Origin of the sequence: Pseudonocardia sp. SID8383, assembly GCF_009864975.1 — a bacterium.
GTDB lineage: Bacteria > Actinomycetota > Actinomycetes > Mycobacteriales > Pseudonocardiaceae > Pseudonocardia > Pseudonocardia alni.
This window is the reverse complement of sequence record NZ_WWFY01000408.1, coordinates 1-24,292: the sequence shown is the minus strand read 5'-3', so window position 1 is coordinate 24,292 and position 24,292 is coordinate 1. Positions and strand designations below refer to the sequence as shown.

Annotated in this window: 22 protein-coding genes and 2 tRNA genes; 6 read left to right on the top strand and 18 right to left on the bottom strand. The window is 73.4% G+C overall.

Annotation, left to right across the window (positions count from 1 at the left end; translation table 11 throughout):
• Both GTW08_RS09820 and deoC read right to left on the bottom strand, forming a co-directional pair.
• The coding region (locus tag GTW08_RS09820; RefSeq protein ID WP_161151803.1) for a hypothetical protein at positions 1-963 on the bottom strand (963 nt) is incomplete at its 3' end.
• Positions 964-1,044: 81 nt separating this feature from the next.
• A complete protein-coding gene (gene deoC, locus GTW08_RS09815; RefSeq protein WP_161151802.1) occupies positions 1,045-1,767 on the bottom strand; it encodes a deoxyribose-phosphate aldolase in 723 nt (240 codons plus the stop codon).
• A 169-nt stretch (positions 1,768-1,936) separates the two neighbouring features.
• On the opposite strand from deoC, the gene GTW08_RS09810 reads away from it, so the two are divergent.
• Positions 1,937-2,401, top strand: coding sequence for an STAS domain-containing protein (locus tag GTW08_RS09810; RefSeq protein ID WP_161151801.1), 465 nt, complete (start codon positions 1,937-1,939; stop codon positions 2,399-2,401).
• Here GTW08_RS09810 and GTW08_RS09805 read toward each other — a convergent pair.
• Complete coding sequence (locus GTW08_RS09805) at positions 2,377-3,825, bottom strand: flavin-containing monooxygenase (RefSeq protein ID WP_073573722.1); 1,449 nt, start codon at positions 3,823-3,825, stop codon at positions 2,377-2,379. The genes GTW08_RS09810 and GTW08_RS09805 overlap by 25 nt on opposite strands.
• A 76-nt stretch (positions 3,826-3,901) precedes the next feature.
• Here GTW08_RS09805 and GTW08_RS32470 point away from each other — a divergent pair, with 76 nt between their 5' ends.
• Entirely contained in the window at positions 3,902-4,162 is a 261-nt protein-coding gene (locus tag GTW08_RS32470; protein ID WP_083658004.1) for a hypothetical protein, read from the top strand.
• A 62-nt stretch (positions 4,163-4,224) separates the two neighbouring features.
• The gene (locus GTW08_RS09795) at positions 4,225-4,419 is read left to right on the top strand and encodes a hypothetical protein (protein WP_073573721.1); all 195 of its coding nucleotides are present in this window, start codon (positions 4,225-4,227) and stop codon (positions 4,417-4,419) included.
• A gap of 4 nt (positions 4,420-4,423) precedes the next feature.
• Here GTW08_RS09795 and GTW08_RS09790 read toward each other — a convergent pair whose 3' ends face one another.
• From GTW08_RS09790 to GTW08_RS09780, 3 genes are all read right to left on the bottom strand, one after another.
• Positions 4,424-6,130 carry an ATP-binding SpoIIE family protein phosphatase gene (locus GTW08_RS09790; protein WP_073573720.1) on the bottom strand — a complete coding sequence of 569 codons (1,707 nt, stop codon included), beginning with the start codon at positions 6,128-6,130 and terminating at the stop codon, positions 4,424-4,426.
• A gap of 84 nt (positions 6,131-6,214) precedes the next feature.
• The gene (locus GTW08_RS09785; RefSeq protein ID WP_217266841.1) at positions 6,215-7,381 is read right to left on the bottom strand and encodes an RNA polymerase sigma factor; all 1,167 of its coding nucleotides are present in this window, start codon (positions 7,379-7,381) and stop codon (positions 6,215-6,217) included.
• Positions 7,378-7,785, bottom strand: coding sequence for a YciI family protein (locus GTW08_RS09780; RefSeq protein ID WP_073573719.1), 408 nt, complete (start codon positions 7,783-7,785; stop codon positions 7,378-7,380). The genes GTW08_RS09785 and GTW08_RS09780 overlap by 4 nt, the downstream gene beginning before the upstream one ends.
• 122 nt (positions 7,786-7,907) lie before the next feature.
• On the opposite strand from GTW08_RS09780, the gene GTW08_RS09775 reads away from it, so the two are divergent.
• Positions 7,908-8,336: an SRPBCC family protein gene (locus GTW08_RS09775; protein WP_100879109.1), complete on the top strand. Its 429-nt coding sequence runs from the start codon at positions 7,908-7,910 to the stop codon at positions 8,334-8,336.
• Between the two features lie 18 nt (positions 8,337-8,354).
• Here the strand turns inward: GTW08_RS09775 and GTW08_RS09770 are convergent, their stop codons facing one another.
• Entirely contained in the window at positions 8,355-9,239 is an 885-nt protein-coding gene (locus GTW08_RS09770) for a helix-turn-helix transcriptional regulator (RefSeq protein ID WP_161151799.1), read from the bottom strand.
• A 184-nt stretch (positions 9,240-9,423) separates the two neighbouring features.
• Here GTW08_RS09770 and GTW08_RS09765 point away from each other — a divergent pair, with 184 nt between their 5' ends.
• Positions 9,424-10,137 (top strand): DUF3159 domain-containing protein, encoded by a 714-nt coding sequence (locus GTW08_RS09765; RefSeq protein ID WP_161151798.1) that lies wholly within the window; start codon positions 9,424-9,426, stop codon positions 10,135-10,137.
• Positions 10,138-10,179: 42 nt separating this feature from the next.
• Complete coding sequence (locus GTW08_RS09760; protein WP_161151797.1) at positions 10,180-11,172, top strand: SDR family oxidoreductase; 993 nt, start codon at positions 10,180-10,182, stop codon at positions 11,170-11,172.
• Between the two features lie 302 nt (positions 11,173-11,474).
• Here the strand turns inward: GTW08_RS09760 and GTW08_RS09755 are convergent.
• The 11 genes from GTW08_RS09755 to dnaA all read right to left on the bottom strand — a co-directional run.
• Positions 11,475-11,550: transfer RNA gene (locus GTW08_RS09755), tRNA-Ala, on the bottom strand.
• A 36-nt stretch (positions 11,551-11,586) separates the two neighbouring features.
• Positions 11,587-11,697, bottom strand: coding sequence for a DLW-39 family protein (locus GTW08_RS31725; RefSeq protein WP_208820446.1), 111 nt, complete (start codon positions 11,695-11,697; stop codon positions 11,587-11,589).
• A gap of 40 nt (positions 11,698-11,737) precedes the next feature.
• Positions 11,738-11,811, bottom strand: a tRNA-Ile gene (locus GTW08_RS09750).
• A gap of 95 nt (positions 11,812-11,906) precedes the next feature.
• Complete coding sequence (locus GTW08_RS32940) at positions 11,907-12,629, bottom strand: DUF3566 domain-containing protein (protein ID WP_304580005.1); 723 nt, start codon at positions 12,627-12,629, stop codon at positions 11,907-11,909.
• Between the two features lie 97 nt (positions 12,630-12,726).
• On the bottom strand, positions 12,727-15,237 hold the full coding sequence (gyrA, locus tag GTW08_RS09740; RefSeq protein ID WP_073573716.1) for a DNA gyrase subunit A: 2,511 nt from the start codon (positions 15,235-15,237) through the stop codon (positions 12,727-12,729).
• A gap of 49 nt (positions 15,238-15,286) precedes the next feature.
• A complete protein-coding gene (gyrB, locus tag GTW08_RS09735; RefSeq protein ID WP_073573715.1) occupies positions 15,287-17,353 on the bottom strand; it encodes a DNA topoisomerase (ATP-hydrolyzing) subunit B in 2,067 nt (688 codons plus the stop codon).
• A 509-nt stretch (positions 17,354-17,862) separates the two neighbouring features.
• The gene (locus GTW08_RS09730; protein ID WP_322789684.1) at positions 17,863-18,579 is read right to left on the bottom strand and encodes a DUF721 domain-containing protein; all 717 of its coding nucleotides are present in this window, start codon (positions 18,577-18,579) and stop codon (positions 17,863-17,865) included.
• A 57-nt stretch (positions 18,580-18,636) separates the two neighbouring features.
• Complete coding sequence (gene recF, locus GTW08_RS09725; protein ID WP_073573714.1) at positions 18,637-19,824, bottom strand: DNA replication/repair protein RecF; 1,188 nt, start codon at positions 19,822-19,824, stop codon at positions 18,637-18,639.
• 36 nt (positions 19,825-19,860) lie between these two features.
• Positions 19,861-20,805, bottom strand: coding sequence for a phosphogluconate dehydrogenase (NAD(+)-dependent, decarboxylating) (gene gnd, locus GTW08_RS09720; RefSeq protein WP_073573713.1), 945 nt, complete (start codon positions 20,803-20,805; stop codon positions 19,861-19,863).
• Between the two features lie 116 nt (positions 20,806-20,921).
• Positions 20,922-22,076 (bottom strand): DNA polymerase III subunit beta, encoded by a 1,155-nt coding sequence (gene dnaN, locus GTW08_RS09715; protein WP_073573712.1) that lies wholly within the window; start codon positions 22,074-22,076, stop codon positions 20,922-20,924.
• Between the two features lie 1,042 nt (positions 22,077-23,118).
• Positions 23,119-24,292: chromosomal replication initiator protein DnaA (gene dnaA, locus GTW08_RS09710; protein ID WP_237453694.1), on the bottom strand; the 1,174-nt coding region annotated here is incomplete at its 5' end.

Here is a 24,292-nt window from a genome sequence, read left to right as displayed (position 1 = left end):
CGCGGCCAGCTCGGACAAGGGACCGACGGCCGCGCCGAGCTCCCGCAGCGACTCCACGGCGCCGGCCAGCTCCGACAACGGACCCACGGCGGTGCTGAGCTCGCGCAGCGGCTCGACGGCCGTGCCCAGCTCGCGCAGCGGCTCGACCGCCGTGCCCAGCTCGGTCAGCGGACCGACGGCGGTGGCGAGCTCCCGCAGCGCCTCGACCGCGCCGGCGAGTTCCGACAACGGACCGACGGCCGCGGCCAGCTCCCGCAGCGCCTCGACGGCCCCCGCCAGGTCCTGCAGCGACGCCACCGCCCCGCTCAGCTCCCGCAGCGGCCCGACCGCGGCGGCGAGCTCGTGCAGGTCGCCCCGCACCGCGGCCAGCTCCCGCAGGTCCTCCCGCATCCCCGCCAGCTCGTGCAGGTCCCCGCGCACCGCAGCCAGCTCGTGCAGGTCCCCGCGCACCGCAGCCAGCTCGTGCAGGTCCTCCCGGACCCCGGCCAGCTCGTGCAGGTCGTCCCGGACCCCGGCCAGCTCGTGCAAGTCGTCGCGCACGCCGGCCAGGTGGTGCAGGTCCTCGCGCAGCCCGGCGAGCTGGTGCAGGTCGTCGCGGGCACCGGCCAGCTCGCGCAGTGGTCCGGCGGCCCCGGCCAGCTCGACCACGGCCGCGGTCAGACGGTCGATCCGCTCGACGGCCACCGGGTCGTCCCACAGCGTCACGACCCGGCCGAGCACGTCGTCGAGCACCGGGGCGAGGCCGGTCAGGGCGGCGTCGACACCGGCGATGCGCCGCGGCAGCGCGGCGACGTCGGCCGCGACCGACGGCATCGCCTCGACCGCGCGCGGGGCCTCGGCCAGCCAGCCGGGCAGCCGGCGGCCGATCTCCACGGCCGCGCCGACCGTGCCGAGGGCGGCGCCGATCAGGGTCCCGGTGACGCCCGCGGGCGACCAGGAGCTCGGGAGGGGCTGCTTCGCCATCGGTCTCCTCCGGGGCTCACGGGAACGTGCTCGGGTCAGCTTCGCAGATCCGGCGGCCCGGTGTACCGCTCGGTAGCCCCCTCAGTACGACGCGTCGTCCACCCGGGCCGCGGCGTCGGCTCCGGCGTCGCGGGCCGCGGCGTCGTCGAGAATCGTGGCCGTACCGCTGGTGCCGAAGCGGGTGACGCCCGCGGCGTGGAAGGCCAGCACGGTGTCGAGGTCCCGGACCCCGCCGGAGGCCTTGACCTGCACCTGCGGTCCGACGGTGGCGCGCATGAGCGCGAGGTGCTCGGGCGTGGCACCGCCGCCGGCGAAGCCGGTGGAGGTCTTCACGAACGCCGCGCCCGCCGACTCGGCGACCCGGCAGCCGGCGACCACCTCGTCGTCGGACAGCAGCGCGGTCTCCAGGATCACCTTCACGACGCGGCCGTCGGCGGCCCCGACGACGGCGGCGATGTCGGCCTCGACATCGTCGGTCAGGCCGCTCCGCAGCCGGCCGACGTTCAGCACCATGTCCAGCTCGGCGGCACCGTCGGCGATCGCCTGCCGCGCCTCGGCGACCTTGGCCGCGGTGCTGGTCGTGCCGTGCGGGAAGCCGATCACGGTGCCGACGGCGACGCCGGTCCCCGCGAGCCGGGCGGCAGCGTGCGCGACGTCGGACGGGCGTACGCACACGCTGAAGATGCGGTAGCGGGCGGCGAGGTCGAGCTGGGCGTCGACCTCGGTGCGGGTCAGCTCGGGCTTGAGGATCGCGTGGTCGATCATCCCGGCGATCGCGGCGGCGGAGAGGGTCGTAGCGCTCACGGTGGTCCTTCGGGTCCCGGCGGGAGGATCGCCCCCGCGGGTGGTCGGCGGTCGGGTGCGAAGGCTACGCGCCCGGGGCGCCACCGATCAGCACATGCGGTGACGGCCACCCGCTGCAATGCTGCTCGGACGTACCGGAGATCCCGGTGGCCGAAGGGGGTTCCCGACCATGGCGGACGACGACCGCTCCATGCCGGATGCCGCGCAGGCCGCCGCTCCCGGGCCGACGCTGCGCTTCGAGCAGTCCAGCCACCCGGCGGGCGCCACCGTGCTGCACGCGATCGGCTCCATCGACGACGACACCTCCCCCGACCTGTGGGTCGAGATGGGCATCTGGTCCGAGGCGGGTCCCGAACTCATCCTCGACCTGACCGGCGTGGACTTCCTGGGGACGGCGGGGCTGAACTCGCTGCTCCAGTCGCGCGACATGCTGGGCGCCGAGGGCAAACGGCTCCGGGTGTACTTCGGTTCGAGCCGTCCCGCCCGACGCGCACTCCAGGTGACCGGCGCGATGGACCTGTTCGACGTCGTCGACCGGATCCCCGAGGAACCGGCCTCGTCGCGGAACATGCTGTTCGGCGTACCGGACCCGGACGTCCGCCTGGACGGTCAGCGCCGCTCGAACGACGGGTAGCCCGCGGCGGCCTCGTCGTCGCAGGCGCGTAGTACGCCCGCGACCCCGCCGGGCACCGCGTAGGGCGCGACCGGCTCCGCCGCGCACGACAGCGCCTCGATCGTCGACAGGCCGTCGGCGTCGAGGGCGCCGATCGCCCGGTCGACCCACTCGACCTGCCCCTGCAGGCAGGCCGCGTCGTTGCCGTACCCGAGGGTCGGCGCCAGCGGCGCGAACAGGTTCGGGAAGCCGGGGTGCGCCATCCCGAACAGGCCCGGCCCGGTGCCGAGCAGCCGCCCGTCGCGGCCGACGACGTCGATCCCGGCCCGGGTCGCGCCCGTGTCGAACCCGGTGGCCAGCACGATCGCGTCCAGCCCGACGACGGTCCCGTCGGCCAGCCCGATCCCCTCCGGCCGGATCCGCGTGAGCGGGTTCCGGGCGACGGGGAGCACCTCGACGTCGTCGCGGTGGAAGCTCTCCAGCCAGCCCTGGTCGGTCGCGACGGGGCGCAGACCGTAGTCGTCGCCCTCCGGGACCAGCGCCGCCGCGAGGTGGTCGTCGCCCAGCCGCGCCCGCATCCGGTCCCGGACGACGGCGGCCGCCGCGGCCCGCAGTGCCGGGTCGGACGCGAGCCCGGCGAGCCGGGCCGGGTGCAGCGCCAGCGGGTCCTCGTCGTGGACCGTCCCCAGACTGTGGAGTCCTCTGTGGACAGAAGGGTGTCCGGTGCCGGACGGTGTGGACCGGACCGCCTCGCGCATCGCGGGCAACCGGTCGCGGTAGGCCGCGCGCTCCGGCCAGCCGAACATCGGGTTGGCCGCAGGCAGCACGAAACGCGGGGTCCGGGCCAGGACGGTGAGCCGGCCGACCCGCCCGGCCAGGGCCGGGACCAGCTGGACCGCGCTCGGCCCGCAGCCGACGACGCCGACCCGCAGCCCGTCGAGCTTGGGTCCCCTGGCCGGCCACGCTCCGGTGTGGACGACCGGCCCGGTGAAGTCCGACCGGCCGGGGACGGCGTCGGTGCGGGGTGCGGTGAACGACCCCGTGCAGCGGACCACGAACCGCGCAGACAGCTCGTCGTCGCCGGCGCGGACCCGCCAGCGACCGCCGTCCCAGCGGGCGGCGGTGACCGGTGTGGACAGTCGCAGGTCGCGGTGCAGGTCGAGCCGGTCGGCGACGAACCGCAGCCAGCGCAGCACCTCGTAGCCGGCCGGGAAGCGCTCGCTCCAGCCCCAGTCGCGGTACAGCTCGTCGGAGAACAGGTACTGGTAGGCCGCACCCTCGGTGTCGATGCGGGCACCCGGGAAACGCTGGTGGTGCCACACCCCGCCGGGCTCGGGCGCGGCGTCGACACAGGTCACGCGCAGACCGCGCCGGCGCAACAGGTGCAGCGCGTACAGACCCGCGACCCCGGCACCGACGACCACGACGTCGTGCCCGTCCTCCACCGGCCCAGCGTGGCCGACCCGGGACGTCGCCGGGCCGACCTGTCTCAGATCGACACGCGGCGCCCGGTGGGCGAGGCTGGGTCCGTGGTGTCCGGCGGGATGCGGTAGCGGCGGTGGAGGCGGTCCTCCTCAGTTCGGCGGTCTCGTACTGCTGCTCGTCGGCGCCGAGCTGCTCGTCCGGTCCGGCAGCAGGCTCGCCACCCGGCTGAGCCTGTCCCCGATGGTCATCGGGCTGACGGTCGTCTCGGTCGGCACGAGCCTGCCCGAGCTCGCGATCGGCATCGACGCGGCACGCTCGGGCAGCCCGGGCATCGCCACCGGCGACATCGTCGGCTAGGCAGCCGATCTGACCTGGTTGGTCCTCACCCGGGGTGTGAGCGGGTGTCGCACACTGGGCGCATGACAGCATCCGACGACGCATGGTCCTGGCCCGACGCGACGACCGCGGCGCACGACCTCGCCGCGCACCTGGAGGACGCCGCCCGTGCCCTGCGCGACGGTCGCGCGGAGGTCCGCCGGTCCGCGACCGGTACCGCCTCCGACGGTCACCGGCAGCTGGAGGTCGACCTGACCTGGCGCGAGGACGCGTCCTAGGGGGTCAGCGCGCGGCGAGCTCGGCCCACACCCGCTTGCCGCGGCCCTGGGTGTCACAGCCCCAGGCCTGCGTGACGGCCTCGACGAGCTGCAGGCCGCGCCCACGCGCCGCCCGCAGGTCGAGCGGCTGGAGCAGCGGGCTGCCCGCACCCTCGTCGTCGACCTCGATCCGCAGGGCGTCCCGGCCCCGGACCAGGGTCAGGCGGAACGCGGTACGGGCGTGGTCGACGACGTTCGCGACGAGCTCCTCGATGACCAGCATCGCATCGGCGAGGGTGCCGGGGGCGAGGTCCCAGCCGACGAGGACGCGTTCCGCGGAACGCCGCGTCTCCCGGCCGACCCCGGCGTGCGGGACGTGCTCGGTGACGACCCGGTCGACGTCGCCGGTGCCGGGCTCCTCGACCTGCACGACGACCACCCCGGCGTCGTCGCTGAGGTGACCGCCGCAGTGCGCGAGGGCGGCCTCGGTGAGGGCGCGCGCGATCGTATCGGCGTCGGCGCCCGGGTCGAGCGAGGCCAGCGTGCGCCGGGCGCCCTCCTCCCCCAGCTGCTCCCAGTGCCCGCGCACGTGCGCCTCGGTGATGCCGTCGGTGTAGAGCACCAGGCTGTCGCCCGCGGCGAGGATGACGGCCGCGTCGGCCACCATCGGGGTGGTGCCGATGCCGAGGACCAGCCCGCCGCCGCCGTGGAACTCCGCGGTGCCGTCGGCCCGTCGCACGAGGACGGGCGGGTGACCGGCCGAGGCGAGGTCGGCGTGCCAGGTGTCGGAGGGGCCGCGGCGCAGCGACGCGAGCGCGGCGGTGACGAAGCTGATGCGGCCGTCGAACCAGACGTGCAGGACGTCGTTGACGGTGCGGAGCACGGCGGCCGGGTCGTTGTCGACGTGCGCGGCGGTGCGGGTGGCCGAGCGGGCCAGCGCGGTCGTCCGGGCGGCGCCGGCACCCTTGCCCTGGACGTCGCCGATCACCACGGCGACGCCGTCCGGGGTGGGGACGGCGTCGTAGAAGTCGCCCATGACGTCCACTCCGGAGCCGCCGGGCAGGAAGCGGGCCGCGATGTCGACCCCGGGCAGCCGCGGGGGCTGCGCCGGCAGCAGCGACTCCTGCAGCGTCCGGGCCAGCGTCTCGATCTCGGCCGCGTCGCGGGCGGCGGCGAACGCCTGCCGCTCGGTCTCGCGCAGGGCCAGACGCAGCGCGATCTCGCCCTCGACGGCGTCGGCCAGGGTGCGGATCGTCTCGCGGTGCAGCGGGGTCCACTCACGGACGACCACGTCCATCGCGCAGAGGTTGCCCACGACCTGGCCCGCGGGGTCGCGCACCGGCACGCCGAGCCAGGCGGCCGCACCGAAGTCGGTCATCAGCGAGAGGTCGCGCAGCCGTGGGTCGGCCCGCACGTCACCGGCGCAGATCTCCTCGCCCGACTCGATGACGACCTTGCACCCGCTGTCCTCGACGGGCGCCGACCAGACGCCGTCCGGCCCGACGATCTGCGCGGGCTCGGGCGTGCCCTTGAGGAAGGTCCGGACCTCGTCGACGACGGTCAGCATGACCGCCGGGGTGCCGAGGACCACCGAGACCAGCCGGGTCAGGCGGTTGAACGCCTCGTCCGGCCCGGTGTCCAGCAGCCGGGTGGCCTGGACCGCGGCCAGCCGTACCGGCGACGTCAGCGGCGACGGTGCCGCGACCGCAACGGGATCCGACACCAGGCTCATTCGCGTGATCCTCGCACCGCTGCGCGCCGGCGTCCTGTCGGTGTGCCGCGGAGGCCGGGTGATCGTCAATTGTGACGATGCGGTTCAGCCCACTGATCCGGTGTGGAGACGGGCGGCACACCGGGTCAGGTGGTCCCGTTCGGCCGCGGAGGACGCCAGTGCCGCGGCCTCGACGTAGAGACGCGCGGCCGTGGCCCGCTCCCCCGCTCGTTCGTGCAGGTGGGCGCTGACCGCGGTCCAGCGGGGCAGCGCCGGGTCGAGATCGGCGAGAGCCGCCAGCCCGGCCCGTGGCCCGTCGGCCTCCCCGACGGCGACGGCCCGGTTCAGCCGGGCGACCGGGCTGCCGGTGAGCCGGACCAGCTCGTCGTACCACTCGACGATCTGGGGCCAGTCGGTCTCCCCGGCGACCGGCGCGTCGGCGTGCAGGGCGGCGACGGCCGCCTGGGCCTGGAACTCCCCCAGCCGGTCGCGGGCCAGCGCGGCCTGCAGCAGCGCCACCCCCTCGGTGATCAGCGCGGTGTCCCAGCGGCCGCGGTCCTGCTCGACCAGCGGCACCAGCTCGCCGCCCGGTCCGGTGCGGGCGGCGCGGCGGGCGTGGTGCAGCAGCATCAGCGCGAGCAGGCCCGCGACCTCGGGATGGTCGACCGACGCCGCGAGGCGCCGGGTCAGCCGGATCGCCTCGGCGGCGAGGTCGACGTCGCCGGAGTAGCCCTCGTTGAACACCAGGTAGAGCACCCGCAGGACGGTCGCGACGTCGCCGGGGCGGTCGAACCGCACCCCCGCGACGGTGCGCTTGGCACGGCTGATCCGCTGCGCCATCGTCGCCTCGGGCACCAGGTAGGCCGCGGCGATCTGCCGGGTGGTGAGCCCGCCGACCGCGCGCAGGGTGAGCGCGACCGCCGACGACGACGACAGCGACGGGTGCGCGCACAGGAAGTACAGCTCGAGCGCGTCGTCGCGGTCCGGCGCCGGGCCGGGCGCCGGCTCGGCCCCGGCCCGTTCCTCCCGGCCACGACGCGCGGTCTCCGACCGGGTGGCGTCGAGGAAGCGGCGCCAGGCCACCGTCACGAGCCAGCCCTTCGGGTCCCGCGGCGGGTCCACGGGCCAGGTCCGCAGGGCCTCGGTGAGCGCGTCCTGCACGGCGTCCTCGGCCGCCGCGAAGCCCGCACCGCGACGGCCGAGGATCCCCAGTACCTCCGGGACGAGGCCGCGCAGCAGCGCGGCGTCGGCACCGGCCACCTCGCCGCTCACTCGGTGACGGTCGGCCGGGCCTCGAGGAACGGCCGCAGCTCGATCCACTCGTGGATCGGCTCCCCACCGGCGCCGGGGGCCGCCGACAGCCCACCGGTCAGCTCGACGGCCCGCTCGTAGCTGTCGACGTCGATGATCATCCAGCCGGCGACGAGGTCCTTGGTCTCCGCGAACGGACCGTCGGTGACCGGCGGGCGGCCCTCGCCGTCGTAGCGGACGAAGGTGCCCTCCGGCGCCAGCGCCTGGGCGTCGACGAACTCGCCGGTCTCCTTCAGGGACTCGGCGAAGTCCTGCATGAAGCGGATGTGCGCGGTGACCTCCTCGGGAGCCCAGCGGTCCATCGGGACGTCGTTCTTCGGGGCCGGGGCGCCGCGGTAGTGCTTGAGCAGCAGGTACTTGGCCATGGTGGGTCTCCTCGGTGCTCGTCGCGGCCCATCCTGGCCGCGTTCACCCCGGGGACGGAACCGGACGCGCGTTCTCGACATGTCCGCTCGATTTCTCTTCTACCCGTCAGTAAGGTCCGCACATGATCAGAGCGACGTCCGTCCGCACCGTGTCCGCGACACCCGAGACGGTGTGGTCGGTGCTGTCCGACCACGAGGGCATGTCGGCGTGGGCGCCGGGCCTGAAGGTGGCCGTGACGCGGGCCGGGACGCCGGAGCCCAACGGTGTCGGCACCGTCCGCAAGGTCGGCATCGGCTCGCCCGGTCCGATCGTCGAGGAGGTCACCGCGTTCGAGCCGGGGCGACGCCTCGGGTACCGCGCGCTGGCCGGTGTGCCGCTGAAGAACTACCGCGGCGAGGTCACGCTGCGTCCGGTCGGCACCGGCACCGAGATCACCTACGCGGTCGAGGCCGACAAGCGGCTGCCGGCGGGCGAGACGCTGCTCGCGAAGGGGCTGTCGAAGGTGCTGCTGTCCGGCCTGGTCCGCGGGGTCGGCGCCGGTCCGCGCTGACCGGCCCTCCTTCTCGGGTCAGGTCTCGTCCGGCCGCGGGCCTGCCGGCTCGCCGTGCCGGTACCAGGCGGCGGACGGTGCCCCGATGACCGAGAGCAGCTGCAGCTTCTCGTGGGTCTCGCTGCCCGGGACGGCGGTGTAGACCAGCAGCAGGTGGGACTGATCGGGGTCGAGCAGCGTCTGGCAGTGCAGCTCCAGTGCGCCGACCTCGGGGTGGAGGAGGCGTTTGACGTCGTCGGTCCGGACGCCGACCTCGTGGGAGTCCCACAGCGCGCGGAACTCCTCGTTCTCCGGGTACAGGAGGTCGGCGAGGTGGGCCGCGCGGGATCCCGGCCCACGCCGGGCCGCGACCGCCCGCAGGCCGGAGACGTAGCGCCGCGACAGGAACGCGTGGTCCTCCTGCGGGTAGAGCAGACGGGCGCCGGGGTCGGTGAACCAGCGGTAGCCGATGCTCCGCGACGGGCCGGTGAACCCGGTGGTGTCGCCGGTCAACGCCACCCCCAGTGAGGTCTGGCGCAGCGTCTCCCCGAGCTCGGTGACGATCTCGGCAGGCGTGTCGACGAGACGGTCGAGGATGCGCAGCAGGCCGGGACCGATGTGCTCGCTGGTCGCGCCCCGGGCGGGCGGATGCTGCCCGGCGAGGCGGAACAGGTGGTCGCGCTCGTCGAGCGAGAGGTGCAGCCCCTGGGCGATCGCGGCGATCATCTGCTCCGACGGCCGCGGGCCACGCTCCCGTTCCAGGCGCGCGTAGTAGTCGGTCGACATGTGGCACAGCGCCGCGGCCTCCTCGCGGCGCAGCCCGCTGGTACGACGGCGCGGCCCCCGCGGCAGCCCCACGTCCTCCGGTTGCAGTACCTCACGGCGCCGCCGCAGGAACTGGGCCAGGCCCACCCGGTCGATCATCCGTACCGCCTCTCGGTCGCCTCCGTCCGTTCCTACCGGGACACACGGCGCGGAGCCACGGACCGTCGATCCGCCCCACCCGGTCGGGGCCGCACGGTCCAGGGGCGGATCGGGAGGCCGTGGTTGCGGGCAGACGGAAGGGTGAACGTGGTCGGCACACCGCCACCGACCCGAGGAGCCCACCGTGCCGAACGATCTCTTCCCGCTCGACCCGACCACTGCCGTGCCGCCGGGCCGCCCGGAGGAGCACCGCACCGGCGAGCCGACCCGGGCCGAGGGTGCCGCCACGCTCTCCGCGGCGATGCGGACCAGCCTGGACCGCTCCGGCGGCGCCGTGGGGATCCTCCTCGCCGCCGCGCCCGCCGTCGCCTTCGTGGCGGCCGACGCGGCGGGCGGGCTGACCTGGGCGTTTATCGCGCTCGCCGTCGCCGCGCCGGTGACGTTCGGGGTGCGCCTGGCCCGCCGGGAGTCGCTGCGGGCCGCCGTCGTCGGTCTGGCGGTGGCCGGCGTGTGCGCCGCCGTCGCCGCGTTCTCCGGCGAGGCCCGGGCGTTCTTCCTGCTCCCCACCCTGATCCCGGCCGCACTCGGCGTGCTGTTCCTCGGCTCGGTCCTCGTCCGCCGCCCGGTGACCGGGACCCTGTTCAACCGGCTGGTCGGCGGCCCCGAGGACTGGCGTGGGCACCCCCGGCTGATCCGCGTCTACACCGTCAGCACGCTGGCCGGCGTCGTGCTCCACGCGCTCAACCTCACCCTGCGCGCCGTGGCCTACCTCGCGGACCGGCCCGCCGTCCTGGCCGCGCTCGGCGTCGCCGCCGTACCGGCCTTCGCCGCACTCGCCGCGGGCACCCTCGTCGCCGCCCGCCGGGCGACCGGCCCCCGCGTCGCCACCGCCGCCTGACGACCGCCCGGCCTCGAACACCGCACCCACCAGGGAGACATCATGTCCCGCACCCGCGACATCACCATCGGCGACCTCACCGGCCGGCTCGCCGTCGTCACCGGCGCCAGCGACGGCATCGGGCTCGGTATCGCCACCCGGCTCGCCGCCGCAGGAGCCGAGATCGTGCTGCCCGTCCGCAACCGGCGCAAGGGCGAGGCGGCGGCCGACGCGATCCGCACCCGCGCCCCCGGCGCGACCGTGTCCCTGCGCGAGCTCGACCTGTCGTCGCTGGGCTCCGTCGCCGCGCTCGGCGTCATGCTGCGGGGCGAGGGCCGCCCGATCCACATCCTGGTCAACAACGCCGGCGTCATGACCCCGCCCCGGCGGGCGACGACCGTCGACGGCTTCGAGCTGCAGTTCGGCACCAACCACCTCGGTCACGTGGCCCTCGTCGCGCACCTGCTCCCGCTGCTGCGCGCCGGCCGGGCACGGGTGACCTCCCAGCTCAGCGTCGCCGCCCGCCGCGGCCGGATCGTCTGGGACGACCTCCAGGCGCAGGTCGGCTACGGCAACGATATGGCCGCCTACGCCCGGTCGAAGATCGCGTTCGGGCTGTTCGCCCTCGAGCTCGACCGCCGCAGCCGCGCCGGGCGCTGGGGCATCACCAGCAACGTGTCCCACCCCGGGATCGCCCCGACCAGCCTGCTCGCCGCGCGTGCCGAGGTCGGTCGCGAGCAGCCCGCGCGGGGACGACGGGTGATCGGCGCGCTCTCGGCCCACGGCATCCTCGTCGGGACCGCGCAGAGCGCCGGGCTGCTCGCGCTGTACGCCGCGACCTCCCCGGACGCACACGGTGGGCGGTTCTACGGGCCCGACGGGTTCGGGGGTCTGGGTGGTGCGCCCACCGAGCTGGGCCTCTACCGGCCCCTGCGCAGCACCGACGACGCCGAGCGCATCTGGCGCGTCTCGCAGGAGCTCACCCGGGTCTCGTTCGACACCACGGACGCCGCAGCGACCGAGGACACGGTCGTCCTGCACCGCGACGCCCGGTGAGCGCGACGGGTCTGGCCCCGGCGGCGGGCCGGTGAAGTACCGCCATCCCGGGTGACGGGTGGGGCGGGTCGGCTCGCGGAGTCGGTCGCCCATCCGCACCACGGCCCGCAGCCACCGGCACGGGGGCGGCCCGCGGAGCGTCGTGTTCCACGTGGAACAGCAGGGCACCCGGGAAAACGGCAGGTGGTGGGTGATCGCCCGCCGGAACACCGCCGAGGCTCCGTCACAGTGGTGACACGAGCCGTCCGGCGGGCCGCCCGACCACCGGCACCGACAGAACGTGCGGAGAAGTGCGTGTCAGCTGGTGGAGACAAGGGGAATCGAACCCCTAACCCCCGCCTTGCAAAGGCGGTGCTCTGCCAATTGAGCTATGTCCCCTGGTGGGTCCCGATCACGGTACCCCGGGAGGCGGGGTCAGCGGGTGGTGGCCTCGTGCCACAGGTCGTCGGAGCCGACACCGCGGAAGCGGGACCAGCCGAAGTACGCAGCGCCGGCGGCGACGGCCAGCACGAACAGCTTCTTCATCGCAGGTCTCCTCGCGAGTGACTGTCGGAGGGGGAAGGTGTGGGCCTAGCTGGATTTGAACCAGCGACCTCATCGTTATCAGCGATGCGCTCTAACCAACTGAGCTATAGGCCCGTGCAACAGGGGAAACACTACCGCACGGGGTCGAGCGGGTTACGAGGGGGTCCCCCTCCGCCCGACCCCGTGCGGGGTGCGTGACGACGCTCCGGTCAGTCCCGCTCGGAGAGCGTGACCTCGATGCCGCCGACCAGGTCGGCGGCCACGTTGTAGACGAACGCGACCACGGTGATGGCCACCGCGAACAGCAGGCTGTTCACCGCGCCGACGACGGCGGCGAGCCCGAAGACCCGGCCGACGCTGATCAGCGAGCCCCCGGTCTCCTGCTGCGAGGTGACCAGGTCGGCGTAGGTGCCGTTGAGCCGGTCCCAGACGCCCATCCCGCCGAGCACGCCGTAGAGGACGCCCGCGGCGACCATCCACACCAGCCACAGCACGACGGCCAGCGCCAGGGCCATCTTCAGTACCGACCACGGGTCGAGCCGCTTGAGCTGCAGCAGCGCCTGGCGCGGGGGCCGGTTGCGGACCGACGCGCGCGGCGTGTCCGCCGGGGCCGTGCCGTTCTCGCGCTGCTCCGGGTCGCGGACGGCGGTCGTCGCGCCGGACGCACCTGCGCCGGGGGCGGTCATGAACGCGGTCGGGGCCTCGCTCAGCAGCGAGTCCGCGACCGAGCCGCCGTCGCGGTCGTCATGGGTGTCGGGCACCCGGCGCCACGGGGGCGGCGAGGCCCCGGCCGGGTCGGCCGCGGGCTCGGCGTCGTCGCGCGGGCCGGGGACGTGGTCGGCCGGGGCCGCCGTCGTCGACGGGTCGTGGTCGGCGTCGGTGGCGACGGTGCGGGCCTCGTCCTGCGACGGGGTGCGGTCGTCGGTGCTCACGAGTGGGAGCTCTCCTCGCTGGTCGTCGCTCGGTACTGCTCCGGTCCCACGGCGTGTACCGGGTGGCCGGCCCTGCGGGCCGGCCACCCGACGTGCACTACGCCTGCTGGCCCGGGTCCTCCTCGGTCTCCTCCGCGTTGCGGGCGACGGCCAGCAGCGTGGAGCTCTCGCCCAGGTTCATCAGGCGGACTCCCTTCGTCTGCCGGCCGGCCTTCCGCACCTCGCGGGCGGAGGTCCGGATGACCCCGCCGGTGGAGGTGATCGCGTACAGCTCGTCGTCGATGCCGACGATGAGCGCACCGACCAGCGTGCCACGGCGACGGTCGTACTGGAGGGTCAACACTCCCTTCCCGCCACGGCCCTGAACGGGGTAGTCCTCGATCGGGGTGCGCTTGGCGTAGCCACCGGTGGTGGCGACGAGCAGGTAGGTGTCGGAGCGGATCACGCCGAGGGCCAGCAGCTTGTCGCCCTCGTTGAACCGCATCCCCAGGACGCCGGAGGTGGCGCGGCCCATCGGGCGCAGCGCGTCGTCGGACGCGGTGAACCGGATGGACTGGCCCTCGGCGGACACGAGGAGCAGATCGTCGTCACCCGAACAGAGGACGGCGCCGACCAGCTCGTCGTCGTCGCGCAGGTTGATGCCGATGAGGCCGCCGGCCCGGTTGGAGTCGAAGTCGGTCAGGCGCGACTTCTTCACCAGGCCGTTGCGGGTGGCCAGGACCAGGTACGGCCGCGCCGAGTAGTCCTTGATCTGCATGACCTGGGCGATCTCCTCCTCCGGCTGCAGGGCCAGGAGGTTCGCCAGGTGCTGGCCGCGCGCGGTGCGGTTGGCCTCGGGCAGCTCGTAGGCCTTGAGCCGGTAGACCCGCCCGCGGTTGGTGAAGAACAGCATCCAGTCGTGCGTGGAGCACACGAAGAAGTGGTTGACGATGTCGTCCTGCTTCAGCTGCGCCCCCTGCACGCCCTTCCCGCCGCGCTTCTGGGCGCGGTACAGGTCGGTCTTCGTGCGCTTGGCGTAGCCGGTGCGGGTGATCGTGACGACCACGTCCTCGACCGCGATCAGGTCCTCGTCGGTGACGTCGCCGTCGTAGCCGACGATCCGGGTGCGACGGTCGTCGCCGTGGGCCTCGACCAGCTCGGCCAGCTCGTCGCGGACGATCTGCCGCTGGCGCTCCGGACGGGCCAGGATGTCCTGGTAGTCCGCGATCTCGCGCTCGATCTCGGCGAGCTCGTCGACGATCTTCTGGCGCTCCAGCGCGGCCAGGCGCCGCAGCTGCATGTCCAGGATCGCCTGGGCCTGGATGTCGTCGACGTCGAGCAGGTCGATCAGGCCGGCCCGGGCGACGTCGACCGTGGCCGACGCCCGGATCAGGGCGATGACCTCGTCGAGCGCGTCCAGCGCCTTGACCAGACCACGCAGGATGTGGGCCCGCTCCTCGGCCTTGCGGAGCCGGTAGCGGGTCCGCCGGACGATGACCTCGATCTGGTGCCGGACGTAGTGCCGGATCATCTGGTCGAGGCGCAGGGTGCGCGGCACGCCGTCGACGATCGACAGCATGTTCACACCGAAGCTGTGCTGCAGCTGGGTGTGCTTGTACAGGTTGTTCAGCACGACCTTGGCGACCGCGTCGCGCTTGAGCGTGACCACGATCCGCATGCCGATACGGTCCGAGGACTCGTCGACGATCTCGGAGATCCCGGCGATCTTGCCGTCGCGGACCATGCCCGCGATCGACTCGATCAGGTTGTCCGGGTTGACCATGTAGGGCAGCTCGGTGACGACCAGGGTGGTGCGACCCTTGGCGTCCTCCTCGACCTCGACGACGGCCCGCATCCGGACCGAGCCGCGCCCGGTCCGGTAGGCGGACTCGATGCCGTCGCGCCCGACGATGAGGCCGTGGGTCGGGAAGTCCGGCCCCTTGATGCGCTCCATGAGCGCTTCGAGCAGCTCGTCGTCGGTGGCGTCGGGGTTCTCCAGGCACCAGGCGACGCCGGCGCCGACCTCGCGCAGGTTGTGCGGCGGGATGTTCGTCGCCATGCCGACCGCGATGCCGGAGCTGCCGTTGATGAGGAGGTTCGGCACCCGCGACGGCAGGACGACCGGTTCCTGGGTCTTGCCGTCGTAGTTGTCCAGGTAGTCGACGGTCTCCTCGTCGATGTCCTGGAGCATCGCCATCGCCAGCGGCGAGAGCCGGCACTCGGTGTACCGCATGGCCGCGGCCGGGTCGTTGCCGCGCGACCCGAAGTTTCCCTGTCCCTGGATCAGCGGGTAGCGCATCGACCAGGGCTGGGCCAGCCGCACGAGGGCGTCGTAGATCGCCGAGTCGCCGTGCGGGTGGTAGTTGCCCATGACGTCGCCGACGACGCGGGCGCACTTGACCGGGGCGCGGTCGGGCCGGAAGCCGTTCTCCCCCATCGAGTAGAGGACGCGGCGGTGGACCGGCTTCAGACCGTCCTCCACCAGCGGCAGCGCCCGCCCGACGATCACGCTCATCGCGTAGTCGATGTACGAGCGCTGCATCTCCTGCTGGATGTCGACCGGTTCGACCCGGCCCCCACCCTCTCCGCCGCCTGCCGCGGGGGCGGCGGGGTCGATCGTGTCCGTCACGAAGTCTCCTCGTGCGTGTTCATACGTGCGTCTGGATCAGATGTGTGGATCAGACGTCCAGGAAGCGCACGTCCTTGGCGTTGCGGGTGATGAAGGACCGGCGGGACTCGACGTCCTCACCCATCAGCACCGAGAACAGCTCGTCGGCGGTGGCGGCGTCGTCCAGGCTCACCTGCAGCAGCAGCCGGTTCGTCGGGTCCATCGTGGTCTCCCACAGCTCCTTGGCGTCCATCTCGCCGAGACCCTTGTAGCGCTGCACGCCCTGGTCCTTGGGAAGCTTCTTGCCCGCGGCCCGGCCGGCCTCGATCAGGCCGTCGCGCTCGCGGTCGGAGTAGGCGTACTCCGGCTCGGCCCCGCGACCGGACCACTTGAGCTTGTACAGCGGCGGCTGCGCCAGGAACACGTGCCCGTTCTCGATCAGCGGGCGCATGAAGCGGAACAGCAGCGTGAGCAGCAGCGTCCGGATGTGCTGGCCGTCGACGTCGGCGTCGGCCATCAGCACCAGCTTGTGGTACCGCAGCTTGGCCAGGTCGAAGTCGTCGTGGATGCCGGTGCCCATCGCGGTGATGATCGACTGGACCTCGGTGTTCTTGAGGACGCGGTCGATCCGGGCCTTCTCGACGTTGATGATCTTGCCGCGGATCGGCAGGATCGCCTGGTGCATCGAGTCGCGGCCGGCCTTCGCCGAGCCGCCCGCGGAGTCACCCTCGACGATGTAGAGCTCGCAGCTCTCCGGGTCGCGCGAGCGGCAGTCCGACAGCTTGCCGGGCAGACCGCCGATGTCGCCGGCGCTCTTGCGCCGCACGAGCTCGCGGGCACGGCGCGCGGCCAGGCGGGCCTGGGCCGAGGAGACCGCCTTGGTGACGATCGTCTTCGCCTCGGTGGGGTTGCGCTCGAACCAGTCGGCCAGCCACTCGTTCGACACGCGCTGGACGAACGACTTGACCTCGGTGTTGCCGAGTTTGGTCTTGGTCTGGCCCTCGAACTGCGGCTCGGAGACCTTGACCGAGACGATCGCCGCGAGGCCCTCGCGGATGTCGTCGCCGGACAGCGCCGGGTCCTTCTCCTTGATGAGCTTCTTGTCGCGCGCGTACTTGTTGACCGTCGCGGTCAGCGCGTGGCGGAAGCCCTCCTCGTGGGTGCCGCCCTCGTGCGTGTTGATCGTGTTCGCGAAGGTGTAGACCGACTCGGAGTAGCCCGAGTTCCATTGCATCGCGACCTCGACCTGGTGGCCGGGGCCCTCGCCGGTGTAGCTGACGATCTTGCGGTGGATCGGGTCCTTCGACTTGTTCAGGTGCGCGACGAAGTCCTCCAGCCCGTTCGGGTAGTGGAAGACGTACTCCTTGGGCTTGGCCACGTAGCCCTCGGCGTCGGGCTCGGCGTCCGCGTCGATCTCCGGGACGGGCGCCTCGATCGGGTTGCCGTCGGAGTCGACCGCGTCCGACGACGGGACACCCGCCGGCTTCTCCGGCCGCCGCTCGTCGCGCAGGACCATGGTGAGGCCCTTGTTCAGGAACGTCTGCTCCTGCAGCCGGCGACGGATCGTCTCCAGCGTGTAGCTGGTCGTCTCGAAGATCTTCGGGTCGGCCCAGTAGGTGATCGTGGTGCCGGTGTCGGACTTCTTCGTGGTGCCGGCCTCGACGAGCTCGCCGGGCACGGCGTACTCGTAGTGCTGGCGCCAGATCTGGCCGTCGCGGCGGACCTCGACGTCGAGCGCGGTGGACAGCGCGTTCACGACCGAGACGCCGACACCGTGCAGACCACCGGACACGGCGTAGGACTTGTCGTCGAACTTGCCGCCGGCATGCAGGCTGGTGAGGACGACCTCGAGGGTCGGCTTCTTCTCCACCGGGTGCATCTCGACGGGGATGCCGCGGCCGTCGTCCTCGACGCGGATGCCGCCGTCGGACTGCAGGGTCACGACGACCTTCGTGGCGTGACCGGCCATCGCCTCGTCGACCGAGTTGTCCACCACCTCCCAGATCAGGTGGTGCAGACCCCGCTCACCGGTCGAGCCGATGTACATGCCGGGCCGCTTGCGGACCGCCTCCAGGCCCTTGAGGACCGTGATGGACGACGCGCCGTAGGCGTTGTTCGCTGCCTTGTCGGAAGCCACGGGTAGCTGCTTCTCCTCGCCACGTGAACCGCCCGCGCGACGCGCGCACCACCGGTGCGACGACGACGAAACGGTTCCACCGACCGGGCGCTCTGGTCATGTCTTGGGGAGCCACCCGGGAAACACCTGTCGATCCTACCCGTCGGGACCGACGGAAAGGCGGGAAGGACCCACCCAGAAGCGTCACAGACGGGCGAACGGCGTCCGGTGCGGGATCGAACGTGCCCCTGCGGGGTCGAGCGGACCGGCGGCCGTGTCATCCCGCGCTCACCGCCGACGAGAGGCACGGGGCCGGTGGGGTGCGGCTCCTCACCCGATCCGGCCCTCCACGGCCCCCGGGGCGACGTGACGCGCCCACAACGTGCACCCCGGCGCCCACCACCCGTTCGGCGGCACCCGCCCACCTGCCCGGTGCCCCCAGGGGAACTTTCGTGGCTTAGAGCGCTACGAGGGTTCCCCTGGGAGCACGCCGGGGCGGTGCCCGGGCGGAGCGGGAGGCAGGGCGCGGGTCAGCCGTAGGTGTCGCGGGGGCCGCGGCCGCGGACGTGCCGCGGACCGTGCCGCCAGCTCGGCCCGCTCGGCCCGACGACCCGGATCCGGCGCACGACGTCCGGCCCGACCGCGGCGGCGAGCCGGGTCAGCAGCTGACGCTGCAGGGTCCGCAGCTGGGTGGCCCACGCCGTGGACTCGGCCTGCAGGGTCAGCTCGCCGTCGCGCAGCGAGACCGGTGTGCAGTGGTCGGCGACGTCCGGCCCGACCAGCTGCGGCCACCGGCCGAGGACGGTCGCGTCGGTCAGCCGGTTCGACCAGCCGCGGTCCACCGACACCCGCGACACCAGACGTCCGAACGGCTGCGGGTCCCGGTCGTCGGGCCCCGCCCCCGACCAGCGACGACGACGCCCCCGCCCGGAGACCACGCGCAGCTTGGGCCGGTCGGCCCGGGCCCGCTCCTCGGCCTTGCGGGCCGACGCCTCGCGGGCCGCGCGCAGCGCCTCGCGCGCGAGGTCGGCTCCGCGCAGGTTCGCGCGGTCGCCGGCGAGCAGGTCACCCTGCTCCCCCGGGACACCGCCGCCCGGGACGTCCCCGCCCGTGACCGCGTCGTGACCGGGACCGGTGTCGCGTCCGTCCCCAGGCTCGGCGCCGTCGGTGCCCGGTCCCCGGCGTCCTGTCCTCCGGTTTCCGGTTCCGGAACGGCGTCCGTCCCCCGGTGCTCCTGAGTTATCCACAGTATCCACAGCCTTGTCCCCAGAATGCCGTGACACGTTCGAGACCTGACGGGGCGATCACGCGGGCACCTCGCCGTCGCGGCTCACCGTCCGGTCGCCGACGGCGAACCGGACCCCGTCGAGCTCCGCGGGCACGTCCTCGGCCACCGCGGCGGTCACCAGGACCTGCTCCGCGCCGGCCACCAGGCCGGCCAGCGCACGGCGGCGGGCCGAGTCCAGCTCGGCGAAGACGTCGTCCAGCACGAGGACCGGCTCGACGTCGTCGGCGTGCAGCAGGCGGTAGGACGCCAGCCGCAGCGCCAGCGCGAACGCCCAGGACTCGCCGTGGCTGGCGTAGCCCTTCGCCGGTCCCTCGCCCAGGGCGAGGTCCAGCTCGTCGCGGTGCGGGCCGACCAGGCAGACCCCGCGTTCGACCTCCTGGGACCGCACCTCGGCCAGCCGGTCGAGCAGCAGCGCCTCCAGGTCCCCGGTCGACGACGGCAGCTCCGCGACCCCCGCCGTCCCGAGGCTGGACCGGTAGTCCAGGCCGATCGGGTCCGACGACGGCGCGATCGCCGCGAACGCCTCGCGGGCGTAGGGCGCCAGCGCGACGACGAGCTCGCGCCGCCCGGCCAGCAGCGCCGCGCCGGTACGGGCGAGATGCCCGTCCCAGACCTCCAGCGTCGCCAGGTCGTCGGGCAGTTCAGGGTCCGCGGCCACCGGCGCCCGGGACCGGCCGCGGGCCCCGCGCAGTGCCGGCTTCGCGGACTTCAGCAGGGCCGAGCGCTGGCGCAGGACCTTGTCGTAGTCGGCGCGCACGCCGGCGTAGCGCGGGAACCGCGCGACGAGCAGCTCGTCGAGGAAACGCCGGCGCTCCGACGGGTCGCCCCGCACCAGGGCCAGGTCCTCCGGCGCGAACAGCACGCTGCGCAGGATCCCCAGGATGTCGCGCGGCCGCGAGACCGGTGAGCGGTTGACCCGCGCCCGGTTCTGCTTCCCGTTGTTGATCTCCAACTCGACGCCGAGTTTCCGTCCGTGGTGGTGCACCTCACCGCGGACGACGGCCTGCTCGGCCCCGCGCCGGATCAGCGGCGTGTCGGAGGAGACCCGGTGCGAGCCGAGGGTGGCGAGGTAGCCGATCCCCTCGACCAGGTTGGTCTTGCCGACGCCGTTGGACCCGACCAGCACGGTCACGCCGGGGTCGAGCTCCAGCTCGGCCTCCGGCCAGGACCGGAAGTCGGTGACCGAGAACCGCCTGAGGTACACCGCCTGGTCACCCTTCCCGTCCGGCTCGGCGCCGGGTCACTGCTGCGTCGAACCGCCGCCGGACGACGGTCCCGCCTTGTCGCCCGGGGCACCGGCCGGCCCGGACTTCTTCACCGCGTGCCCACCGAACTGCTGGCGCAGCGCGGCGACGGCCTTCATCGCGGACGACTCGGCCTGCCGGGAGGAGAACCGGGCGAACAGCGCCGCGGAGATGACCGGCAGCGGCACCGCGTGCGCGATGGCCTCCTCGATGGTCCAGCGGCCCTCGCCGGAGTCGTCCACCCAGCCCTCGAGCTGGTCGAGACGGGGGTCCTCCTTGAGCGCGTCGACCAGCAGGTCGAGCAGCCAGGAACGGACGACGGTGCCGCGCGACCAGGCCTGGATGACCCCGGGCACGTCGGTGATCAGCTCGCTGGCCTCCATCAGCTCGAAGCCCTCGGCGTAGGCCTGCATGAGGCCGTACTCGATGCCGTTGTGGACCATCTTCGCGAAGTGGCCCGCGCCCACCGGCCCGGCGTGCGCGAACCCCTCCTCGCGCACGCCCTCGGGGCGCAGCGCGTCGAAGATCGGCATGGCGCGCTCGATGTGCTCGGGCTCGCCGCCCGCCATCAGGCCGTAGCCGTTGTCCTTGCCCCAGATCCCGCCGGAGACGCCGCAGTCGACGTAGCCGATGCCGTGCGCGTCGAGCAGCGCGGCGTTGGGCTGGTCGTCGGTGTAGCGGGAGTTGCCGCCGTCGATGACCAGGTCACCGGGCTCCAGCGTGGTGGCCAGCGTGGCGACGGTGTTCCGGGTCGGCTCGCCGGAGGGCACCATGACCCACACGACGCGCGGCGCGGCCAGCGCACCGGCGAGCTCCGCGAGCGAGGCCACGTCGCTGACATCCGGGCGGGGGTCGTAGCCGACCACCTCGTGCCCGGCGGCCCGCAGCCGCTCCCGCATGTTGCCGCCCATGCGGCCGAGTCCGATCATGCCGATCTGCACGGCAGTGGCCCCCTTCGCGTCCGTGCCGCCGGCATGCCCGCAGGGCACCGGTGGCCCTCGTCGATCACACCGCGGACGAGTCTTCCCCCTCGCCGGGACGTCCGCCCGGCGGGGGGTCAGCCGGGCAGCCGGACCGGCATCAGCAGGTGCAGGTAGCCGGACTTCTCCGGCGACGGAGCCTCGCCGGCGTCGTCGGTGGCGGGCTTGGGCACCGGGCGGACCAGCGCGGGCCGGTTCGGCGTGGTGAAAGTCAGCTGGGCGCGGTCGGTGTGCAGCGCGCCGAGGGCGTCGAGCAGGTAGCCCGGGTTGAACGCGATCGTCAGCGGACTGCCGTCGAGCGCGCAGGGCAGCTCCTCCTCGGCGGACCCGACGTCGTCGCCACCGGCGGCCAGGCGCAGCCCGTCCTCGCCGAACTCCATCCGGATCTGGGCGACCCGGTCCGCGACGAGCGAGACACGCTTGATCGCCTCGACCAGCAGCGCCACGTCGAGTTCGACCGCGGTGGTGTGCTCGGCCGGGATCAGCTGGCGGAAGCGGGGGAACTCGGCGTCGAGCAGCCGACTGGTGGAGCGGCGGCCGCCGCCGGTGAGCCCGAGCATCCCGTCCCCGGCCGACAGCGCGATCTCCACGGTGCCGGACCCGGCGAGGGTCTTGGCGACCTCGGCGAGGGTCTTGGCCGGGATCAGCACCGCGGTCGAGATCGAGGCGTCCTCCGGGGACCACTCGAGCTCGCGGACGGCGAGCCGGAACCGGTCGGTGGCCGCGAGCGTCAGCTGCGAGCCCTCGATCTCGAGCCGGATGCCGGTCAGCATCGGCAGCGTGTCGTCCCGCCCGGACGCGACGGCGACCTGGGCGACGGCGCCGGCGAGCGCGTCGGCGGCGACCGACCCGGCGCGCTGCGGCATGTCGGGCAGCTGCGGGTAGTCCTCGACCGGCATCGTCGGGAGGCTGAACCGGGAGTTGCCGCAGTTGATCGTGGCGCGGGAGCCGTCGACGGTCAGGTCGACCGGCTTGGACGGGAGCGCCCGGGTGATGTCGGCCAGCAGCCGCCCGGAGACGAGCGTGCGGCCCGGCTCCCCGACCGTCGCGTCGAGCTCGACGCGCGCCGAGGTCTCGTAGTCGAAGCCGGAGACGGTCAGCTTCTCGCCGGACTCGCCGTCGGACTGGATGAGGACCCCGCCGAGCACGGGCACCGGCGGACGAGCCGGGAGGCTGCGCGCCACCCAGGCGGCCGCGTCCGCGAGGACGTCGCGTTCGACCCGGAACTTCATCTGGAGACCTTCCCCGGTAGCGCCCGGCTCGGACCACGGCGCGGGGCCGGGTCGTCGACGGGACGGCGGTGCGGCGGCGGGCCGGTTCGTCCTCCGGGTCCGGCCGGCGCCGTGGCCCGGAGGGGCTGCGGAGCGGAGTGGCCGGAACGGGATCGGAAGCCGGGGTTCGCCGGGACGCTCACGGTAGAGCCTCGCCCCGACAGTTTCCACGCCACCCCGGTGCCCGTTCGGTGTCCCCGTCCGTGACCCCCGTCCGGGGGTCGGTCCACACAGGTGTTCTTGGGAAGAAGAGATAGAGAGAGACAAACCGTCGTAGTACTAAGTCCTGTGCACAGTGTGGATGGAGCGCATCCTCGCTGGTCAGCAGGCCGCGTCGGCTGGGGATGCGGCGGTGGGGGCACCCGTTGACAGGTCGGTGGAGCGGTGGACCGACGGCGTCGACCCCCATCCGTCCCCGGTTCATCCCGGGTTCACCACAGAGTTGTCCACGGATCCCGGGCGATCCGTCCACGGGGCTGCGACGATCCATCCACAGAGTTGTCCCCAGATGTGGGTGGAAACGTGGTGGATCGTGGACCCAGGGTGATGGCGGGCACACGCCGTTCGGCACTCCCGCGTTGCACGATGAACCCACAGACGTCCCACCCGTCACAGGAATGTCGACGGAGCGTCACCAGCGGGTGAGCGCAAGCGATCACCGGGACGAGTGGTGAAGCGCCGAGTGCCCACTACCGGACGACGAACGGGAGTGGTGGGACCGACACGCGGGTGACGCCACGCCGGACCCGATCGGCACCACGCCGGACGGTCCCGGTGTCCCGGGCGTCCGCGGCGGCGGGGGTGCCGATCACCCGGGGACGGCCCGCAACGCGCCGCAGCGGCGATCTGGGGGCCGTGGCCCCTGTGGGTTGCACGGGATCGGTCCCGGTGCGCGCGGTGACCGCCGAGAACGCGTCCTGCCTGGTCACGGTGGGGCCTGCCGGAGCTGTGGAGAAGCGGTGCGACCGGTGGACAACCCGCCTCGGCGGGCCACCGGCGAAGGTCAGTGCCGGGCGCGCAGTTTGATCCGCGCGGTCAGCTCCTGCACCTGTTCGAAGGTCTTCCGCCGGAGCGAGATCTCGTTGCGGATCTTCTTGTCGGCGTGCATGACGGTCGTGTGGTCCCGGCCGCCGAAGGTCTGCCCGATGCGCGGCAGCGACAGGTCGGTCAGCTCGCGGCACAGGTACATGGCGATCTGGCGGGCCTGGGCGAGCGCCTTCGTCTTGCCGGGCCCGGACAGCTCGTCGAGCGTGAGGCCGAAGAACTCGGCGGTGACCGCCATGATCGTCGGCGCGGTGATCTCCGAGGCCGCGGAGTCCGGGATCAGGTCGCGCAGCACGATCTCGGCGAGCTGGGTGTCGACGGCCTGCCGGTTCAGCGACGCGAACGCCGTGACCCGGATCAGCGCGCCCTCGAGCTCGCGGATGTTGCGCTCGATCCGCTCCGCGATGAACTCCAGGACCTCACCGGGGACGGCGAGCCGGTCCTGCGCGGCCTTCTTCCGCAGGATCGCGATCCGCGTCTCCAGCTCGGGCGGCTGGATGTCGGTGATCAGACCCCACTCGAACCGCGTGCGCATCCGGTCCTCGAGGGTCTCGAGGCGCTTGGGCGGCCGGTCGGAGGAGACGACGATCTGCTTGTTCGCGTTGTGGAGGGTGTTGAAGGTGTGGAAGAACTCCTCCTGCGTCCCCTCCTTGCCCTCCAGGAACTGGATGTCGTCGACCAGCAGCACGTCGACGTCCCGGTAGCGGCGCTGGAAGGCGACCTTGCGGTCGTCGCGCAGGGAGTTGATGAAGTCGTTCGTGAACTCCTCGGTACTGACGTACCGGACCCGCATCCCGGGGAACAGCCGCTGGGCGTAGTGCCCGACGGCGTGCAGCAGGTGGGTCTTGCCCAGCCCGGACTCGCCCCAGATGAACAGCGGGTTGTACGCCCGCGCCGGCGCCTCGGCCACCGCGACCGCGGCGGCGTGGCTGAACCGGTTCGAGGCACCGATGACGAAGGTGTCGAAGGTGTAGCGCTCGTTGAGCCGGGTCTGCGACCGCGGCGCGACCGGGTCGCCCGCCTGCGGCGCGGTGTAGGCCGGCCACGAGGTCTGGCCCTCGCGCGAGCCCGGCTCCGGACGCCCGGTGGGCTGCGGCGCCCACCCCCCGGACGACGACGGCGCCGGCTCGGCC

What these genes read in the sequence shown, in the direction of transcription:
- dnaN (WP_073573712.1), bottom strand. Translation starts at nt 22,076, where the DNA reads ATGAAGTTCCGGGTCGAACGCGACGTCCTCGCGGACGCGGCCGCCTGG.
- GTW08_RS09780 (WP_073573719.1), bottom strand. Translation starts at nt 7,785, where the DNA reads ATGGCCAAGTACCTGCTGCTCAAGCACTACCGCGGCGCCCCGGCCCCG.
- GTW08_RS09795 (WP_073573721.1), top strand. Translation starts at nt 4,225, where the DNA reads ATGACAGCATCCGACGACGCATGGTCCTGGCCCGACGCGACGACCGCG.
- GTW08_RS31725 (WP_208820446.1), bottom strand. Translation starts at nt 11,697, where the DNA reads ATGAAGAAGCTGTTCGTGCTGGCCGTCGCCGCCGGCGCTGCGTACTTC.
- GTW08_RS09775 (WP_100879109.1), top strand. Translation starts at nt 7,908, where the DNA reads ATGATCAGAGCGACGTCCGTCCGCACCGTGTCCGCGACACCCGAGACG.
- GTW08_RS09810 (WP_161151801.1), top strand. Translation starts at nt 1,937, where the DNA reads ATGGCGGACGACGACCGCTCCATGCCGGATGCCGCGCAGGCCGCCGCT.
- GTW08_RS09760 (WP_161151797.1), top strand. Translation starts at nt 10,180, where the DNA reads ATGTCCCGCACCCGCGACATCACCATCGGCGACCTCACCGGCCGGCTC.
- GTW08_RS09790 (WP_073573720.1), bottom strand. Translation starts at nt 6,130, where the DNA reads ATGAGCCTGGTGTCGGATCCCGTTGCGGTCGCGGCACCGTCGCCGCTG.
- GTW08_RS09770 (WP_161151799.1), bottom strand. Translation starts at nt 9,239, where the DNA reads ATGATCGACCGGGTGGGCCTGGCCCAGTTCCTGCGGCGGCGCCGTGAG.